This window comes from Pseudomonas svalbardensis, assembly GCF_030053115.1.
In the GTDB taxonomy this organism is placed as follows: domain Bacteria; phylum Pseudomonadota; class Gammaproteobacteria; order Pseudomonadales; family Pseudomonadaceae; genus Aquipseudomonas; species Aquipseudomonas svalbardensis.
Genome location: NZ_CP125619.1, coordinates 3,439,086 through 3,457,015, shown reverse-complemented (window position 1 = coordinate 3,457,015; position 17,930 = coordinate 3,439,086). Strand labels below are relative to the sequence as shown.

Genomic DNA, 17,930 nt, shown 5'->3' with positions numbered 1-17,930 from the left:
ATCCGGTATGCAGGATCGTTCTGATACACCGCGGTGCCCAGGTTTACGACTGCTCCGTAGCCGAACGCAGCCTCGCAGGCTCGGCAGCTGCTACAAAGGTGGTTACACCCGGAACTGCTTGAGCAGCCCGTTCAATTGCTCACTCAATTCCTTCAGGTGAACGCTGGCCGCGCTCGACTGTTCGGCCGCCAGCGCCGTGCTGTGGGACAAACCGGCCGCCTGGGTGACGTTCTGGTTGATGTCCTCGACCACATGCGCCTGTTGCAAGGTCGCGCTGGCGATGGAGGCGTTCAACCCGTTGAGGTTGCGCAGCGCCTGGGCAATGGCATTCAGGCTTGCACCGGCCAGGCCGGCCTGCTCGATGGTCAACTGCGATGCACGGCTGCTGTCGCCGATCACTTTGACCGCCGCTTCGGAGTGGCTTTGCAGGCGTTCGATCATCGACTGGATCTCGGCCGTGGACTTCTGGGTACGCTGGGCCAGCAGTCGCACTTCATCGGCCACCACCGCAAAACCGCGACCTTGCTCGCCGGCCCGGGCGGCTTCGATGGCCGCGTTGAGGGCCAGCAAGTTGGTTTGCTCGGCGATGGAGCGGATCACTTCAAGGACGCTGCCGATCTGCGTGCTTTCGGCGGCCAGGGTGCGAATCACTTCTACCGCCTGATCGATGGTCGAAGACAGCTTGTCGATCTGTTGCAGGCTGCCATCGATGTTGACCTGGCCTTGCTGCGCCTGAGACTCGGCATCGCGCATTTCGCTGGCGGCGTGCTCGGCGTTTTTCGCGACGTCGTGCACGCCATACGTCACTTCATTGATGGCAGTGGCCACCAGTTCCATTTGCTGGGACTGTTGCTGACTGCGTTGCTGGGCCTGGGCGGCGTCGTTGCCCAGTTCGCTGGAAGACTGGCCCAGGGCACTGGCGGACACTTGCAGTTCCCTGATCACCAGTCGCAGCTTGGCGGTGAAGGCGTTGAAGTGGCGTGCCAGTTGCGTGACTTCATCCTGGCCATGTGTGTCGAGGCTGCGGGTCAGGTCGCTCTCGCCGCTGGCGATGTTGGCCATGGCGTTCACGGTTTCCTGCAGTGGACGCACGATGCTGCGGGCAATCAGGATGACCAGCGGCGCCATGATCAGGGCAATCACCAGCCCCACGAACGAGGCCTTCCAGACCTGACCATAGAACTCGGCCTGCATGTCATCGATATACACGCCCGAACCGATTACCCAACCCCAGGGCTCGAAGAGTTTGATGTAGGAAGTTTTTTCTACCGGCGCGCTGGCGCCCGGTTTCGGCCAGCGATAGTCGACGGTGCCGGCACCCTTGGTCTTGGCGACGGCGACCATTTCGTTAAACAGGGCAAAACCGTCGGGGTCGCGGATCGCCGATAGGTTCTGGCCATCGAGTTTCGGGTTGGCCGGGTGCATGATCATCACCGGCGTCAGGTCATTGATCCAGAAGTAGTCATTCTGGTCATAACGCAGACCACGAACGGCGCTCAGAGCCTGCTTCTGCGCAGCATCGCGGGTGAGCGTGCCGGCGGTTTCGAGGTCGTGGTAATAGGTCAGAATACCGCTGGCGGTTTGCACCACATGCTGGGTTTTCTGAGCCTTGGCGTGGTACAGGTCATCGTGAATCTGCTTGAGCATCAAGACGCCCAACGTCATTAGCATCAGGACGGCCACGATCAAGATAAGCCACAAGCGTCGGCTGATCGACATACTGCGCAAGCTGTTCATAATGCTGTCACTCCGGTTTCTTTTTCTTGTAATAAATGATCGCCAGCATCCAACCACACTTTGCCAATCGGTCATATCCGACCCAAGTCCAATAACGCGCAGCGTTAATCAGACTTGTCTGATAGGATTTCGGCCCCGCACGGAAAAACCTGAATCCAAGTTGATTTTTCACGGAATTTTTATGATTTCGTCTGGATTCTATGCGCGCGGTGCAGCAGCGACGCTGACCGCAGTCAACGTTCTGAAAAAAATACTTACGGGCATGCCGTGGCGCATCGCTTCTTGGGGGATTGATGGATCTTTGGACTGCCTTTTCGGCATTGATTCTTGGGGTTGTAGAAGGGCTGACGGAGTTTTTGCCGATTTCCAGTACCGGCCACCAGATCATCGTGGCTGACCTGCTCGACTTCGGTGGCGAGCGGGCCATGGCCTTCAACATCATTATCCAGTTGGGCGCGATTCTGGCGGTGGTGTGGGAGTTTCGTCGCAAGATATTTGATGTGGTCATCGGTTTGCCGACGCAGCCGAGCGCTCGACGCTTTACCGCGAACCTGCTGATCGCCTTCCTGCCGGCCGTGGTATTGGGGGTGATTTTCGCTGATCTGATCCACGAGTATCTGTTCAACCCGATCACCGTGGCCACGGCGTTGGTCGTGGGCGGTATCGTCATGCTGTGGGCTGAGCAGCGTCAGCATGAAGTGCATGCCCACACCGTCGACGAAATCACCTGGAAAGACGCGCTGAAAGTTGGCTTTGCCCAGTGCCTGGCAATGATTCCCGGGACCTCGCGTTCCGGCTCGACGATCATTGGCGGTTTGCTGTTCGGCTTGTCGCGCAAGACCGCCACCGAGTTTTCTTTCTTCCTGGCGATGCCGACCATGGTCGGCGCGGCGGTGTACTCGGGCTACAAGTATCGCGACCTGTTCGTTCCGTCTGATTTTCCGGTGTTCGCGATCGGTTTCGTCACGGCGTTCATCTTCGCGATGATTGCCGTCAGAGCCTTGCTGGTGTTCATCGGCAGCCACAGCTATGCGGCGTTTGCCTGGTATCGCATCGCATTCGGCCTGGTCATCCTGGCCACCTGGCAGTTTGGCTGGGTTGACTGGGCCGCGGTCAAGCCATGAATGATGGCAGCTCGCGCAACAACCCCGGACGCAAACCCGCAGGAGAGATTCGCAATCTTCAGCTGAAATTGTTGGTGTTTGCGGTCCTGTGCGCGCTGCCGCTGTACGGCTCGATGTCGTTGTGGCTGCGCGGGGGTTCCGTGATTCCCTTGGCAGCGTACGGGGGCATCAGCCTGCTGGCGTTCTTGCTGTACTGGAGCGACAAGCGCAAGGCGCGCGCCGACCATTGGCGCACCCCGGAGAACGTGTTGCATGCGGTGGAACTCGCCGGGGGCTGGCCGGGCGCCTTACTGGCGCAGCAGCTGTTTCGGCACAAGACGCGCAAGCTCTCGTTTCAGTTGGTGTTCTGGATCATTGTGCTGCTGCACCAAGTGTTCTGGATCGACCAGCTGTTTCTCGGCGCCCATCTGTTCGCGTTGCTTTAAAGCAGCAGTCCGACCTGAGTGCGCTTGGGCAACTTGCTCACCACCAATTGATGGGAACGCTGCAACAAGCCTTGCAGCTCTTCAGGGCCCAACGGGTAGGGCGTTTCCATGATGATCCACTGAGCCCGCGCCAGATAAGGCGCCGGGCGGATTCCCGGGCGGTCGCAATGGCCAAGAAACAAGTCCTTGTCGACCTTGAAGGCCAGGGATTCGCCCCTCAGATTCTGCAAGGCAAACATCTTGTTCCCTGCAATCGAAAACACCCGTACGCCACCCCACTTGTAGTCTTCCCGCGCACCCGGCAGCGCGAGACAGAATTGCGCGACATCCTCTTCGCTCATACGTCCAGCCTTCATATCAGTCGGTCCCCACAGGCATTGAATGATTCGATCAAATGGTCGAGCCAGGCGCGCACGGCCGGCATCACCCCGCGCCGATGAGGGTAGACCGCTTGCAGCCAGCCGCCAGGCAACGACCAGTCGGGCAGCAACTGTATCAGCGAGCCGTTTTCCAGTTCCTGCTCGCAATACATCATCGGCAGCATCGTAAAACCCTGGCCAGCGAGGGTGCAGGCCTTGCGCACGATAAAGTCATCAATGCCCAATCGCGCTTCGAGGGTGAGATCGCAGCTTTTACCCTGCTGGTCGAGCATGCGGATATGCACCAGGCGGTCGGCTTCCAGGGCGCCGAGCACGGGCAGGTGTTTCAAGTCTTCGGGGTGGTTGATTTCAAGTCCGTGCAAAAAACCGGGGCTGGCGACCATCGCCATCTGCGCCTGGCGCAAACGTCGGGTGACCAACAGTGGGTCTTCGTCGCCCAACTCACGCACCCGCAGCGCGACATCGATGCCCTCAGTCACCAGGTCAACGCGGCGGTTGAGCAACATGACTTCCAGTTGTACCTGAGGAAACTTTTCAAGAAAGTCGCTAATCACTGTCGGCAGAATTTCGTGGGCCAGCCCGACGGGGCAGGACACCCGCAAACGTCCGCGAGGTTCGCTGGACATGCTGGCGACGGCTTCATCCGCCATCTCGGCTTCCAGCAGCATCGCCTGACAGTGCCGCAGATAACGTTCACCCACGGCAGTCAGCTTCAGTTGTCGGGTAGTGCGTTGCAGCAAGCGCGCGCCGAGGCGCTCTTCCAGCTCGGCGATGCGCCGCGACAACCGCGACTTGGGAATCCCGAGCAAACGCCCGGCCGCCGCGAAGCCACCGGCTTCAACCACCTTGGCGAAGTAGTAAAGATCATTGAGGTCTTGCATGGTTGGGCTCGATTGTTCTATCAGTGGGACGAACTATCGCATTGTTGCAGTCTAATCAGCTATTGGTTTCGCCTGTAGGATTCTCCCCATCAGATCGCCTCGTAGCGATCCTCACCTGGAGATCCCACATGAAACTGCTGCATATCGATTCGAGCATTCTTGGTGACAACTCGGCTTCCCGTCAGCTGAGCAGCGAAGTCGTTAAAGCCTGGCAAACCGCCGAGCCGACTGCGGTGGTGACCTACCGCGACCTGGCCGCCGATGCCATCAGCCATTTCTCTGCCACGACTCTGGTTGCCGCCGGCACCACCGCTGAACTGCGTAACGCCGCGCAGCAACACGAAGCCGATCTGAGTACCACCACCCTGGCCGAATTCCTCGCCGCCGATGCCGTGGTGATTGCAGCTCCGATGTACAACTTCACCATTCCGACCCAACTCAAGGCCTGGATCGATCGCATCGCCGTTGCCGGTCAGACCTTCCGTTACACCGAAGCCGGCCCTGAAGGCCTCTGCGGTGGCAAGAAAGTCGTGATCGTATCGACTTCCGGCGGTCTGCATGCCGGTCAGGCCACAGGTGTGGCTCACGAAGAGTACTTGAAGGTGCTGTTCGGCTTCATCGGTATCACCGACCTTGAGTTCGTCCGTGCCCATGGCCTTGCCTACGGTGACGACGTCCGTACCAAAGCCATGAGCGACGCTCACACGCAAATCAGCGAGCAGTTGTTCGCCGCCGCGTAAGGCGTGTGTAAAGAAAATCAAACAGCTCGAGCAACATCCCCAAAACTCTGTATTCTGATCACGCAAGTGCCAGATACGGAGTTTTTTGTTTCTGGATGTTTCGGAATTTCATTAAATAGTGGCCCGAGTTATGCCGTCGAGGGTTAACGTCCCCGGTCAATAGCCAAGTGGAGCCTCCCATGGTGCGTCTTTGTGCAACTTTACTGATTTGCCTGCTCAGCAGCCTGAACTCAGTGCACGCCGCGCCTGCGCCGCCTCCTCACTGGAGCGTCGGCTTCCATGAGATGAGCTTTCTTGACCCTCTGGACTTGCAGCCGATGCGCGCCATCGCCTTCTATCCCTCCAGCGACAAGGAACACTCCAGCATCCTCGAGGGCTACACGGTCGAAGCGGGCGAAGACACCCGAGTCGCCATCGGTAGTTTCCCGATGCTGATGCTGTCCCACGGCAACACCGGAACCCCCCTGGCCTTGCACGACCTCGCCACGTCGCTGGCACGCAAAGGGTTTGTGGTGGTGGCGGTGATCCACCCCGGTGACAACTCCAAAGACCACAGCCGCCTCGGTACGTTGAGTAACCTTTACGGTCGGCCCATCCAGATTTCCGAAGCCATTACCGCGACGCTTGGCGATCGAATGCTCGCGCCTTTCGTCAATGCCGATCAGGTGGGTGTGATCGGTTATTCGGCGGGCGGAGAGACGGCGCTGATTCTGTCCGGCGCGACACCAGACCTGGACCGTCTGCGCCGCTATTGTCAGGAACGCCCGGACGACCGCGATGCCTGCAACACCCAAGGCGAATTGATTGCTGACCGTGATGACTTGCAACCGGTGGCTGACCCTCGGGTTCGCGCCTTGTTGCTCATGGCGCCGCTGAGCCTGAAGTTTGGCCGCCATACCCTGGCCGACGTGCATGTGCCGGTGCTGCTCTACAGTGGCGACGGCGACAAACTGGTGGCATTCGACAAGAATGCCGCCGCCCTGGCGCGCAAACTGCCGATCGCACCGGACTTCAAGTTGCTGGCCGGGGCAGGGCACTTCGTGTTCATGGCGCCTTGCAACGAAGAGCAGATCATCGCCATGCCGGCGCTGTGCACCGATGCCGATGGCGTCGATCGCAAAGACATCCACCGCACCCTGGTGTCCGAAGCCGGGCATTTCTTCTCTCATGCGCTTGGCAAATCGACCCGGGCCGGGATGCAGACCGCCGATCAGTAATCAGGCGTTCATCGCACGACGTTTCAACAACAGCGTCAGGCCCAATCCTGTTATCGACAACAACGCCGCGCTGAAGAAAATCCACGTGTACCCCAGGTTCAACGCCACCGCGCCCATCAATGGCCCGGCAATCGCCAGCGCCAGATCGAAAAACACCGCGTAAGCACTCAATCCCGCCCCGCGGCTGGCGTTGGGCACTTGCTTGATCGCTTCGACCCCCAGCGCCGGATACACCAGCGACAAACCGAACCCGGTCAGGCCTGCGCCGATCAGCGCATAACCGGTCGAAGGTGCAAGCCATAGCAATGCAAGGCCCACCGTTTCAATGCTCATACAGGCAATGGCCGAGGTGAACCCACCGAAACGGCTGATGCTGGAGATGAACAACAGTCGCGCCAGAATGAAACACACCCCGAACACCGTCAGGCAGTAAGCCGCGCCGGCCCAGCCACGGCTGACGTAATACAGGGTAATAAAAGTGGTCAGGGTGCCGTAACCGATGGAGGCGAGGCTCAGGCTCACACCGAACGGCGCAATGCGCCCAAACACCGCCCAGAACGGCAGGCGCTCGCCGCGAATCACCGGCACCGAGGGTTTGCTTCGGATCAGCAACAACGCTGCCAGCGCAAGCACCGACAGCGCGATCCCAAGACTGGCGAACCCCAGCTCGCCGACCATCACCACGCCCAGCGGCGCACCAATGGCGATGGCGCCGTAGGAGGCGATGCCGTTCCAGGAGATCGATCGCGCGGTATGTTCAGCGCCCACCTGACCCATGCACCAACTGATCGTCCCAACCCCGATCAAGCCTTGGGCGATCCCCAGCAACAAGCGGCCGGCGATCAGGATCAACAGGCTCAGCAACGGAAAACTTTGCAGCAGCGTTGAAATCCACGTCAGCGCACCGCTCAACACAATCCCCGATAACCCGTAAACAATCGCCCGTTTGGTGCCGATGCTGTCCGACAGGCGTCCGGCCATCGGGCGGCTGAGCAGGGTGGCCAGGTACTGCGAGCCGATGGTCAGCCCCGCGATGATCGCGCTGAAACCCAGCTGTTCGTGGACGTAGCCCGGCAATACCGCAATCGGCAGGCCAATGCAGAGGAAGGCAATAAAGGTATAAAAGACGATGGAGACGATCTGCAGAGTGATCGCCATGGAGCTTTGCGGTGGCAGTTGCTGCACAGACATGAGGGCTCGTTCGCGGGCGGCGGTAGGAGAACTGCATCATGGCGCGGGCATGAAATAAAAGAAAGCAGGCTAACTATATTCGTAGAGTTTGAGGGCCTCTTCGCGAGCAGGCTCGCTCCCACAGTAGACCGCAATCTAATGTGGGAGCGAGCCTGCTCGCGAAGGTTTCAGCACCAACGCATTCCTTGGCCATGAAATGCAAAAAGCCCCGTCGCAAGGACAGGGCTTCTCAGTTTCAGCAGCTATTTAGAACACAACGCCCTGGCTACGCAGGTAGTCATCATAAGTACCGCTGAAGTCGATCACGCCGCTAGGGCTGAGTTCGATAATGCGGGTGGCCAACGACGATACGAACTCACGGTCGTGGCTGACGAAGATCAGCGTGCCCGGGTAGTTCTCCAGCGCCAGGTTCAGCGCCTCGATGGATTCCATGTCCAAGTGGTTGGTCGGTTCGTCCATGATCAGCACGTTCGGCTTTTGCAGGATCAGCTTGCCGAACAGCATGCGACCTTGCTCACCACCGGAGATGACCTTGACCGACTTGAGGATCTCGTCGTTGGAGAACAGCATACGGCCGAGGGTGCCGCGAACGATTTGCTCGCCGCCCTGGGTCCATTGGCCCATCCAGTCGAACAGGTTGCAGTCGTCTTCGAAGTCGTGCGCGTGGTCCTGGGCGTAGTAGCCCAGTTCTGCGGCGTCGGTCCACTTCACGGTGCCGGCATCTGGGGTCAGTTCATTGACCAGGGTGCGCAGCAGGGTGGTTTTGCCGATGCCGTTCGGGCCGATGATCGCCACGCGCTCGCCAGCTTCAACCTGGAAGCTGAAGTCCTTGAACAGTGTCTTGCCGTCGAAGCCTTTGGCCATGCGCTCGACGATGACCGCCTGACGGTGCAGCTTCTTGGTTTGTTCGAAACGGATGAACGGGCTCACACGGCTCGAAGGCTTGACCTCGGCCAGCTGGATCTTGTCGATCGCCTTGGCGCGGGAGGTCGCTTGCTTGGCTTTCGAGGCGTTGGCCGAGAAGCGGCTGACGAACGATTGCAGTTCTGAGATCTGCGCCTTCTTCTTGGCGTTGTCCGACAGCAGTTGCTCGCGGGACTGGGTCGCCACGGTCATGTACTCGTCGTAGTTGCCCGGGAACAGGCGCAACTCGCCGTAGTCCAGGTCAGCCATGTGGGTGCACACGCTGTTCAGGAAGTGACGGTCGTGGGAGATGATGATCATCAGGCTGGAGCGCTGGGTCAGAATGTTTTCCAGCCAGCGGATGGTGTTGATGTCCAGGTGGTTGGTCGGTTCGTCGAGCAACAACACTTCAGGATCGGAGAACAGCGCCTGAGCCAGCAATACGCGCAGTTTCCAGCCTGGGGAAACCTCGCTCATCGGGCCAAAGTGTTGCTCGATGCCGATACCCAGGCCCAGCAGCAGTTCGCCGGCGCGGGATTCGGCGGTGTAGCCGTCCATTTCGGCGAACTCGGTTTCCAGTTCCGCAACGGCCATGCCGTCTTCTTCGGTCATTTCCGGCAGCGAGTAGATGCGGTCGCGCTCGGCCTTGACCTTCCACAGTTCTTCGTGACCCATGATCACGGTATCGATCACGGTGAATTCTTCGTAAGCGAACTGGTCCTGGCGCAGTTTACCCAGACGCACGTTCGGCTCGAGCATGACCTGGCCGCCGGATGGCTCGAGGTCGTCGCCGAGGATTTTCATGAACGTCGACTTGCCGCAACCGTTGGCGCCGATCAGGCCGTAGCGGTTGCCCGCGGCGAATTTGACCGAAACGTTTTCGAATAGCGGCTTGGCGCCGAACTGCATCGTGATGTTAGCTGTAGAGATCAAAGGTTTTTCCTGCGAAGCATTCAGAGTAGCTAGGGTTGCGGCAGTACCGATTCAGTACCTGTTTCCGGTATTCGAACCACAGGAAATGCATCCCGGTCAGAAGCGGAAGGTCCATCTGGCAATAAGTGGACAGCAGCATATGGAGCGCTTGGCCCGAGTCGAAGTGCGCTGAGACGGGGTTCATTCCCGTCATCAACCAAGGGGGGCGCGTAATGTTTGGCGGCGATTGTACTGGTCTGGCTCTTTAAACGATAGGGCGTTAAGGCCGCACGGCCACTTTGGCAGCATCAGTGGACAGATTTTCACAGTTGAAGGTTAACTATTGGTTACAAACTGTGGCTAAAATGCCATCTGTCACCTGATGCCGACAGGCGGCATAGGCTCAAGGACGCGCTGTTTCGTCTTCAGACGCTGCACAAGACCCTCGGGCCGATCGATCGGCAAGGGACGCAGTTTGTTCACTTCTGACGTGTGACGATTTTTTGTGAAATTGATCATTGCCGCTATTTACGTTGTATCCATTGCGTACGTCCACTTGCGCGGACGCGTGCGCCACAAGCTGGGCCGCCAACTGAGCGACCACTCGACGTTTCTGGCGCCGATCAATTGCTTCCTTTATCTGTTCTCGAAAATCCCCAACAAGCCTTATCTCAACCCGGCCGACTTTCCTGATCTGAGTCCGTTGCAGGACCATTGGGAAGAAATTCGCGCCGAGGGCCAGAACCTGCTCAGGGCCGGGGAGATCAAACGCTCGAATCAATACGACGACGTCGGCTTCAACTCGTTCTTCAAGACGGGCTGGAAACGTTTCTACCTGAAGTGGTATGGCGACAGCCATCCTTCGGCCATGAAACTCTGCCCGCGCACCACCGAACTGGTGCAAAGCATCGGCTCGATCAAGGCAGCGATGTTCGCGGAGCTGCCACCGGGTTCGAAACTGGTCCGTCACCGCGATCCGTATGCCGGTTCCTACCGCTATCACCTGGGCCTGGAAACACCGAACGATGCCGGTTGCTACATCAACGTCGATGGCGAGAACTACCACTGGCGTGACGGTGAAGCGGTCATGTTCGACGAGACCTTCATTCATTACGCCGAAAACACCACCGAGCAGAACCGCATCATTTTGTTCTGCGACGTAGAGCGGCCGATGAAGTATCGCTGGGCGGCGGCGTTCAATGGCTGGTTCAGCCGTAATGTGATGTCGGCGGCGGGCGCACCGAACGATGCGGGTGACAAGACCGGCGGCATCAACCGCTTGTTCGCCAAAATCTACACGATTCGCCTTCGCGGCAAAGCGCTCAAGAAGCGCAACCGCAAGCTCTATTACCTGGAGAAGTGGGCGATTTTTGGTGGCTTGCTGGCGATTTTCGTTCTGATTTAAATGCAGTGTTTCGGCGTATAAAGCCTTCGCGAGCAGGCTCGCTCCCACAGTTAACCGCGATCCCCTGTGGGAGCGAGCCTGCTCGCGATGGGGCCAAAACATTCACCGCACAGCCCTCAATCAGCCACGAGACGTCTTCGTGGCTTTTTTGTTTGCGGCCGGTTTAGCCGCCGGTTTGGTTTTACCGGCACTCTTGCCCCCGAGGCTACGTTTAAGCAGCTCGGTCAGATCGATAACATCTGCGGTTTTACGCTCCTCTTCACCCGTCGCCGTTTCCACATCCTCGATCTTGCCTTCATTAGCCTTCTTCTCAACCAACGCCATGATCTTGTCTTCAAAACTGTCGCGATAATCCTCGGGTTTCCAGTCTGCGCTCATGTCCTGAACCAGTCGTTTGGCCATATCGAGTTCACCTTTGGCCAGTTCGGGCTTGGTGACTTCACTACCCAACTCGAGGGTATCCAGACTTCGCACTTCGGCGGGCCAGCGCAGCATCACCAATACCATCGCCGATTCCAGCGGCATCAGCGCAGCGAGGTGCTGGCGCGTGTGCAGCACAACAAGAGCCAGGGCGACTTTATTGGTCTTGCTTAACGTTTCGCGCAATAGCGCATACACCTTGCCGCCACGTTTATCCGGTGCGAGGTAGTAGGGCGTATCGATGTTTTGCAGGGGAATCTGCTCGCTGTCGACAAAGGAAAAGATGTCGATGGTCTGAGTGGACAGCGGGTGCGCCGACTTGATTTCCTCTTCGCTGAGGACCACATACCGACCCTTTTCATACTGCACACCTTTAACGATGTGTTCCTTGGTCACTTCCTTGCCGGTGACCTTGTTGACGCGCTTGTAGCCCACCGGGTCCATGCTGCGGCTGTCGAGCCAGTCGAAATCCACCCCTTGCGAGGACGTCGCCGAGACCAGCGCCACAGGGATATGCACCAGACCGAAACTGATCGCGCCTTTCCAGATTGCCCGTGCCATGGTCGTCTTCTCGCGAGTGATGTTCAGGTGACCTGTGACGCTGTGCAAAAGTTTCAGCGGGCGGCGACCCGGTCCTGCGGGCGTATCGGCGGTCGGGTCAACTCGTGTTACATCTTGTGAAGGAGGTTTTAGTTAACAAATCCGAACCCCGGGCGTAGCGTGATATCGAAGTTCCTATCCACGCTGATGTCGAGAGGCTCCCCATGAACAGATTTGTGCTCGGCTGCACCGCGTTGGCGTTGAGTGGCGTGCTGAGCAATCTGGCCCAGGCTGACACCGCATCGCCAACTTCTTCATTGCTGTTGGCCCAGAGCCCGACGGGCCACACCAGCAATCCTTACAACAGCCCGATTCGCCGGGCCAATCCCAACAGCATGCAAGGCACGCAACCCAGCGCGCCGGCCATTCGTGGGCCGAACACAGTGCCCGTGCCGCGCCCTCCGACGCTTGACAATGGTGGTGTCGGCAACCGCTATCCCCAGGATCGCTCGCCTCCCGCTACCCCACCGAAATTCATTCCCAATCCACCTCATCGAGACGCAGACACCAGCAACCGTTGAACGGCACGACAGCGTTCTTGCCAGCCATTCGAACGACAAAAGGAATCGTGCATGTTGCGTAAAACCCTTCTGGCCACACTGTGTGCCAGCGCACTGATCACCGTCACGGCGCCCGTTTTCGCAGCGCCAACCCAGAATTTTAAAAGCGAACAGGGCACCCTTGAGGTGACGACAATGACCAAGGGGCTCGAACATCCCTGGGCCTTGGCGTTTCTTCCCGATCGTCAAGGGATGCTGGTGACCGAACGGCCCGGCAACCTGCGAGTGGTCAGCGCCGACGGTAAACTTTCCGCTCCGCTCAGTGGCGTGCCAAAGGTCTGGTCCAAGGGACAGGGCGGCTTGCTGGATGTGGTGTTATCGCCCGACTTCAAGCAAGACCGCACGGTCTATCTGTCGTATGCCGAAGGCGGTGGTGAGGGCGGCAAGGCCGGGACCGCGGTCGGTCGTGGACGTCTGTCTGACGACCTGACGGCCCTCAAGGATTTCAAAGTGATCTTTCGCCAGGAGCCCAAGCTTTCGGTCGGTAACCACTTTGGTTCGCGCTTGGTGTTCGACCGCGACGGCTATCTGTTCATCACCCTTGGCGAGAACAACGACCGGCCGACCGCCCAAGACCTCGACAAACTGCAAGGCAAGGTCGTGCGGATTTACCCGGACGGCAAGGTGCCGGATGACAACCCTTTTGTCGGTCAGGCCGGCGTACGCCCGGAAATCTGGTCCTACGGCCAGCGCAATCCGCAAGGCGCGGCGCTCAACCCCTGGACCGGCACTCTCTGGGAAAACGAGCACGGTCCTCTGGGTGGCGATGAAATCAACATCATCGAGCGTGGCAAGAACTATGGCTGGCCGATGGCAACTCATGGCATCAACTATTCCGGCCAGCCGATTCCGGAAGCCAAGGGCAAGACCACCGAAGGCACCATCGCCCCGCGCCACGTCTGGGAAAAGTCCCCCGGCCTCAGCGGCATGGCGTTCTACGACGCTGACCGCTTCAAGGCCTGGCAGCACAACGTGTTTATCGGCGCGTTAGTGAGCCAGGAGTTGATCCGCTTGCAGTTCGAGGGCGACAAGGTCGTTCACGAAGAGCGATTGCTGGGCGAACTCAACAAGCGCATTCGCGATGTGCGGCAAGGCCCGGACGGGTACTTGTATGTGCTGACCGATGAGGACGATGGTGCCCTGTACAAGATTGGACTGAAGTAACCGGTACCTGTAGCAGCTGCCGAAGCCTGCGTTCGGCTGCGCAGCAGTCGTAAAATCATCCGCCGCGGCAGCTCAGTTAGACCGAGGGGCCTGGATTTACGACTGCTGCGCAGCCGAACGCAGCCTTCGGCAGCTGCTACAGGGATTGTGAAACTCACGTTCGGGCGTACAGGATCACTGCCGCCCGAAGCTTGCCTCGACCGAAACTGCACATCTTTTCAAATTCCCCATGACTGACCGGCAAATGCTGGCAGTCCATGGGTTGGCGATGCTGGCTGTGATCGACATCCGGGTCATGCAGGTAGACGAACTCTTCATCGCAATCGGTGACGATCACCCAATGCGGCGATTTGGAACGGGTCAGTCGATAGCAACTGATGAGCACCAGCGGTTGTCCGCCATCATCCAGTAACCGTGGAAGGTTCAGTGGTCCGCCGATCACTCGCTCCACATCAGTCTCTTGTAGCTGCGTGGTGAACTCTTCGTGTACTAACCGCATTACCTCTTTTTTATGCGCATCGCGTACGCCATCGAGAAACAGTGGCCCAGCCATGCTCAGTTGCAGTCGCACCCGAAACCCTCGTCGCCATGCCGCCAGCGCCAGGCCTTGAGGGCTGCAGCCACCATGGCCCGAGGTCATGAACACGGTGGTCGCCTCCCGCCAGATCTGCAGTTCTTCGCGACGCTCCAGCACGCGACCCGCTTGCAGCGCGCCCATGGCCATCAGCAGACAGGCCGGGCCGCAGGTGAAATCGGTGGTCTGCGGATACCAGGGCACCTTGATGTTGCGCGAGTCGCGGTGCTGGAGGATGCGCTTCTCTAGCCGCAGCGCATCGGCATGGTCCTGGTAATAGTCGTGAATCAGGGCAAAGCGTCGGTAACCGTTGCGCTCATACAGGGCAATCGCCGTCGGGTTGTCGATGCGAACTTCCAGCCGCAGGTAGGCGCAGTCGTGCTCAAGGGCGCAGGCCTCAATCCGTTCGAGCAACTGCCTGCCCAGTCCGCTGCCGCGTGCTTCGCTGGCGATCGCAATCGAGTAAAGGCGCGCCAGCGAAGTACCCCGGTGAAACAGCACCACGGCGTAACCAACGAGGTGCTCGCCACGCTGGGCCACCAGCAGTTGCCCGTGGGCCCGAGTGATCATCCATTGAAAGCTGCGACGGTTAAGCCGATCCGTGGTGAAACAGTGTTGTTCGAGTTCCAGCAGTGCCGGCAAGTCTTCAACCACCGCCAGGCGAAAAACCAGATTCATATGACCACCGTAAAAGTTGCGTAACGAAACGGGACTTTCTAAAAAGTTCGTGCTTAATAGGAAAGGTCTTGTTCTCCAACGGATCAATCACTATGTCAGCGGTACAGGGTCATTGGCGCGAAGTATCCGAGCAAACTTTGCCGGCAGCAACTTATTTAAATGACGGTGTTAAAACTTCTAGCCAGTTGATTATCATCGTCGAACGCAAGGAAGACTGGGCCTCCTACTTTCCCAGTGAAGACATCGTCAGCGCCCAGGAATACCTCGAGAAACCCCGGGCCAACGAGCAGGGCAAGCGGGTGCAGGTGATCAACCTGTGCCGCAGCTACAAGTATCTGGGGCACGGTTACTACTGCTCGCTGCTGGCCGAGGCCCGCGGGCACAAGGTGATTCCGTCGGTGCGGACCATCAGCGAACTGACTCGAAAATCCTTGTACGGCCTGGCCCTGGATGATCTGGATAAAACCCTGGAAAAAGCCCTCAGTCATCATCTTTACAGCGATACCGAAGGCTTTACCCTGACACTGTACTTTGGCAAGACTCATATCGAACCGTTGCAGGATCTGGCGCGACAGTTGTTTGAAGTTTTTCCGTGCCCGATATTGTTAGTTGAGTTTCGTCGAACTAACGGCTGGCACATTGAAGGGATAAAGTCCGGCGCCTTACATAAGTTGCGCGAAGACCAGGAAGACCAGTTCGCCCACTCACTCGACAGTTTCAGTCGCAAGATCTGGCGCGTACCACGTTCCCGGCGTTTGGCCCGGTATGACCTGGCCATCCTGCACGATCCCCAGGAAGCGTTGCCGCCGTCTAATGCCAAGGCGCTGGACAACTTCGTCAGGGTTGGCAAGACGTTGGGCATCGACGTCGAGCTGATCGAGCGCAAGGACTACGCACGTATTGCCGAATACGACGGGCTGCTGATCCGCGAGACGACCAGTGTCGATAACCACACCTACCGTTTTGCCAAGAAAGCCGAGAGCGAAGGGCTGGTGGTGATGGACGACCCGGCGTCGATTCTGCGTTGCACCAACAAGGTGTACCTGACCGATCTGCTCAAGAGCCATCAACTGGGCATGCCCGCCACCGAGATTCTCTACAAAGAGCGACCGGAAGACTTTGAACGGGTCGGCGAGCGCCTCGGTTTTCCGTTGGTGCTGAAGATCCCCGACGGCTGTTTCTCTCGGGGCGTGATCAAGGTCGAAAGCCAGCAAGCCTTGCTCGAAGCCACGGCCGAACTGTTCGAGCATTCGGTGCTGTTGCTGGCGCAGGAATTCTTCTACACCGAATACGACTGGCGTATCGGCGTGCTCAACCGCAAACCCATCTTTGCCTGCCAGTACTTCATGTCCAAGGGTCATTGGCAGATCTACAACCACAAGGCCAAGGGCCAGGACATCAACGGCGAATGCCGCACCCTGGCGGTTCACGAAGCACCGCGGGCGGTGGTGGAGTTGGCGGTGAAGACCGCGAACCTGATCGGCGATGGCCTCTACGGTGTCGACCTCAAGCAATCCGGCGACAAAGTGGTGGTGATCGAGGTCAACGACAACCCGAACATGGACGCCGGCATCGAAGACGCTTACTTGCAGGACGATCTGTATTCACTGGTGCTGGAAGAGTTCGTCCGTCGCCTGGAACTCAAGCGCCGCGGCCAGGCCTGGTGAACGGCGGATGATCAAGAGCTTTCAACTGAGCCAAGGTGCCCTGCAAGCGGTCGAACGGCTGGACGCCGACGTGATGTTGTTCAGCAACCCCGATGCGGCCGAACGGGATCTGCTGCACAGCCATTTCAAAGTTGATGAACACGCGCTGGCCTCGGCCCTGGATCCGGACGAGGTGTCACGCATCGAGTTTCACCCCGACAACCTGTTCCTGATCTGGAAACGCCCGGAAAACTATTCCGGTGCCGGCAGCCTGGCTTTTGAAGTGTCGTCGTGCGGTTTGCTGTTTTCCGAGCATCGTTTGCTGGTGATCGCCACCGATGACTCGCCACTCAGTGGCCTCGGCATGCGCCAACCTCTGAACACGCCGCTGGATGTGTTGCTCGACCTGTTGTTCAACAACATCCATCACTATTTGGGCCACCTGAAGGTGATCAAGCTGGTAGCCCGGGAGTTGCAGCAGAAATTCAACGCGTCGATGCAGAACCAGCACCTGATTCAGATGTTCAACCTCAGCGAAAGCCTGATCTATTACATCAATGCGATTCACAGCAACGGCGCAGTCCTGACCCGGTTGCGCAATCACGCCGCAAAGGAACATTTCAGCGCCGAAGCCATTGGCCTGATCGACGACCTGATCATCGAAAACAACCAGTGCTACAAACAGGCGGAAATCTACTCCACGGTGTTCTCCGGGCTGATCGACGCCCGGGGCAACCTGATGAACAACAGCATGAACAACCTGTTGCGCAAACTGACGTTGATCAATGTGGTGTTTCTGCCGCTGAACCTGATTGCAAGTATCGGCGGCATGTCCGAGTTCAGCATGATGACGGCGGGCGTGCCGTGGTGGGTTTCGTATCCGCTGTTTCTGACCGCGATGATAATGGGGGCTGGAGTGATGGTGCTCGGGCTCAGGCGGTTGGCGAAGTGACGGACTTTCTCCGATCTTGCAGGCCACGAACCACGAGGTACAACAGCGGCCCGATGGAGACGAAAATAGCGGTGATCAAAAGGTAGGGAACCACCGACCATCCCGACTGCCCACGCTTGCGCGCATCCGTGTACATCCAGATGCCCGCGAGCGTCGCCAGCAGGTACAAATCAATCACCACCTGCGCGGTGTCGGGGCGCGACATCAGGCTGATGCCGAAGTCGATCAATGACTGTTCGGCCTGAAGCATCACCGAAACGGTGTAGCCGGCGAACGTGATCAGGGCAATGAGGGGCAGGACGACAGACTTCATGGTTTCCTTCCTTGGGACGATGAGCAGAGTCGCCAGCCTACAGAGGCCGAGTAAAATTGGCCATTGACTTGCCATCAGCGCCCGGCTAATTTCCGGGCATGACTTCCA

17 protein-coding genes are annotated in these 17,930 nt (G+C 58.5%); 9 read left to right on the top strand and 8 right to left on the bottom strand.

Annotation, left to right across the window (positions count from 1 at the left end):
- Window positions 1–102 precede the first annotated feature (102 nt).
- Window positions 103–1,737 (bottom strand): methyl-accepting chemotaxis protein, encoded by a 1,635-nt coding sequence (locus tag QFX16_RS15840; RefSeq protein ID WP_283180423.1) that lies wholly within the window; start codon window positions 1,735–1,737, stop codon window positions 103–105.
- Between the two features lie 293 nt (window positions 1,738–2,030).
- On the opposite strand from QFX16_RS15840, the gene QFX16_RS15835 reads away from it, so the two are divergent.
- Both QFX16_RS15835 and QFX16_RS15830 read left to right on the top strand, forming a co-directional pair.
- Window positions 2,031–2,861, top strand: a complete 831-nt coding sequence (locus QFX16_RS15835; protein ID WP_283180422.1) for an undecaprenyl-diphosphate phosphatase — start codon at window positions 2,031–2,033, stop codon at window positions 2,859–2,861.
- A complete protein-coding gene (locus QFX16_RS15830; RefSeq protein WP_283180421.1) occupies window positions 2,858–3,286 on the top strand; it encodes a DUF1294 domain-containing protein in 429 nt (142 codons plus the stop codon). The genes QFX16_RS15835 and QFX16_RS15830 overlap by 4 nt, the downstream gene beginning before the upstream one ends.
- On the opposite strand, the gene QFX16_RS15825 is transcribed toward QFX16_RS15830, so the two are convergent.
- Window positions 3,283–3,642 carry an MmcQ/YjbR family DNA-binding protein gene (locus tag QFX16_RS15825; RefSeq protein ID WP_008149946.1) on the bottom strand — a complete coding sequence of 120 codons (360 nt, stop codon included), beginning with the start codon at window positions 3,640–3,642 and terminating at the stop codon, window positions 3,283–3,285. The two genes, QFX16_RS15830 and QFX16_RS15825, sit on opposite strands and share 4 nt — an antisense overlap.
- On the bottom strand, window positions 3,639–4,547 hold the full coding sequence (locus QFX16_RS15820; protein WP_283180420.1) for a LysR substrate-binding domain-containing protein: 909 nt from the start codon (window positions 4,545–4,547) through the stop codon (window positions 3,639–3,641). Before QFX16_RS15820 ends, QFX16_RS15825 begins: the two co-directional genes overlap by 4 nt.
- A gap of 128 nt (window positions 4,548–4,675) precedes the next feature.
- On the opposite strand from QFX16_RS15820, the gene QFX16_RS15815 reads away from it, so the two are divergent.
- Window positions 4,676–5,287, top strand: coding sequence for an FMN-dependent NADH-azoreductase (locus QFX16_RS15815; RefSeq protein WP_283180419.1), 612 nt, complete (start codon window positions 4,676–4,678; stop codon window positions 5,285–5,287).
- A gap of 179 nt (window positions 5,288–5,466) precedes the next feature.
- A complete protein-coding gene (locus tag QFX16_RS15810) occupies window positions 5,467–6,504 on the top strand; it encodes an alpha/beta hydrolase family protein (protein ID WP_283180418.1) in 1,038 nt (345 codons plus the stop codon).
- On the opposite strand, the gene QFX16_RS15805 is transcribed toward QFX16_RS15810, so the two are convergent.
- A complete protein-coding gene (locus tag QFX16_RS15805; RefSeq protein ID WP_283180417.1) occupies window positions 6,505–7,695 on the bottom strand; it encodes an MFS transporter in 1,191 nt (396 codons plus the stop codon). It lies immediately after the preceding gene.
- Window positions 7,696–7,941: 246 nt separating this feature from the next.
- Complete coding sequence (locus QFX16_RS15800; protein WP_008149954.1) at window positions 7,942–9,531, bottom strand: ABC-F family ATPase; 1,590 nt, start codon at window positions 9,529–9,531, stop codon at window positions 7,942–7,944.
- A 484-nt stretch (window positions 9,532–10,015) separates the two neighbouring features.
- On the opposite strand from QFX16_RS15800, the gene lpxO reads away from it, so the two are divergent.
- The gene (lpxO, locus tag QFX16_RS15795; protein WP_283180416.1) at window positions 10,016–10,915 is read left to right on the top strand and encodes a lipid A hydroxylase LpxO; all 900 of its coding nucleotides are present in this window, start codon (window positions 10,016–10,018) and stop codon (window positions 10,913–10,915) included.
- A 120-nt stretch (window positions 10,916–11,035) separates the two neighbouring features.
- Here lpxO and ku read toward each other — a convergent pair whose 3' ends face one another.
- Entirely contained in the window at window positions 11,036–11,896 is an 861-nt protein-coding gene (ku, locus tag QFX16_RS15790; protein WP_283180415.1) for a non-homologous end joining protein Ku, read from the bottom strand.
- A gap of 203 nt (window positions 11,897–12,099) precedes the next feature.
- On the opposite strand from ku, the gene QFX16_RS15785 reads away from it, so the two are divergent.
- Window positions 12,100–12,456, top strand: a complete 357-nt coding sequence (locus tag QFX16_RS15785; RefSeq protein WP_283180414.1) for a hypothetical protein — start codon at window positions 12,100–12,102, stop codon at window positions 12,454–12,456.
- Window positions 12,457–12,507: 51 nt separating this feature from the next.
- Window positions 12,508–13,659 carry a PQQ-dependent sugar dehydrogenase gene (locus QFX16_RS15780; RefSeq protein ID WP_283180413.1) on the top strand — a complete coding sequence of 384 codons (1,152 nt, stop codon included), beginning with the start codon at window positions 12,508–12,510 and terminating at the stop codon, window positions 13,657–13,659.
- A gap of 154 nt (window positions 13,660–13,813) precedes the next feature.
- On the opposite strand, the gene rimI is transcribed toward QFX16_RS15780, so the two are convergent.
- A complete protein-coding gene (gene rimI, locus QFX16_RS15775) occupies window positions 13,814–14,911 on the bottom strand; it encodes a ribosomal protein S18-alanine N-acetyltransferase (protein ID WP_283180412.1) in 1,098 nt (365 codons plus the stop codon).
- 92 nt (window positions 14,912–15,003) lie between these two features.
- Here rimI and QFX16_RS15770 point away from each other — a divergent pair, with 92 nt between their 5' ends.
- Together QFX16_RS15770 and QFX16_RS15765 are read left to right on the top strand one after the other, a co-directional pair.
- A complete protein-coding gene (locus QFX16_RS15770; RefSeq protein ID WP_283180411.1) occupies window positions 15,004–16,578 on the top strand; it encodes a RimK family ATP-grasp domain-containing protein in 1,575 nt (524 codons plus the stop codon).
- Between the two features lie 7 nt (window positions 16,579–16,585).
- Window positions 16,586–17,509, top strand: coding sequence for a magnesium transporter CorA family protein (locus QFX16_RS15765; RefSeq protein ID WP_283180410.1), 924 nt, complete (start codon window positions 16,586–16,588; stop codon window positions 17,507–17,509).
- On the opposite strand, the gene QFX16_RS15760 is transcribed toward QFX16_RS15765, so the two are convergent.
- Window positions 17,490–17,822: a DUF2834 domain-containing protein gene (locus QFX16_RS15760; protein ID WP_283180409.1), complete on the bottom strand. Its 333-nt coding sequence runs from the start codon at window positions 17,820–17,822 to the stop codon at window positions 17,490–17,492. The genes QFX16_RS15765 and QFX16_RS15760 overlap by 20 nt on opposite strands.
- Between the last annotated feature and the right edge of the window lie 108 nt (window positions 17,823–17,930).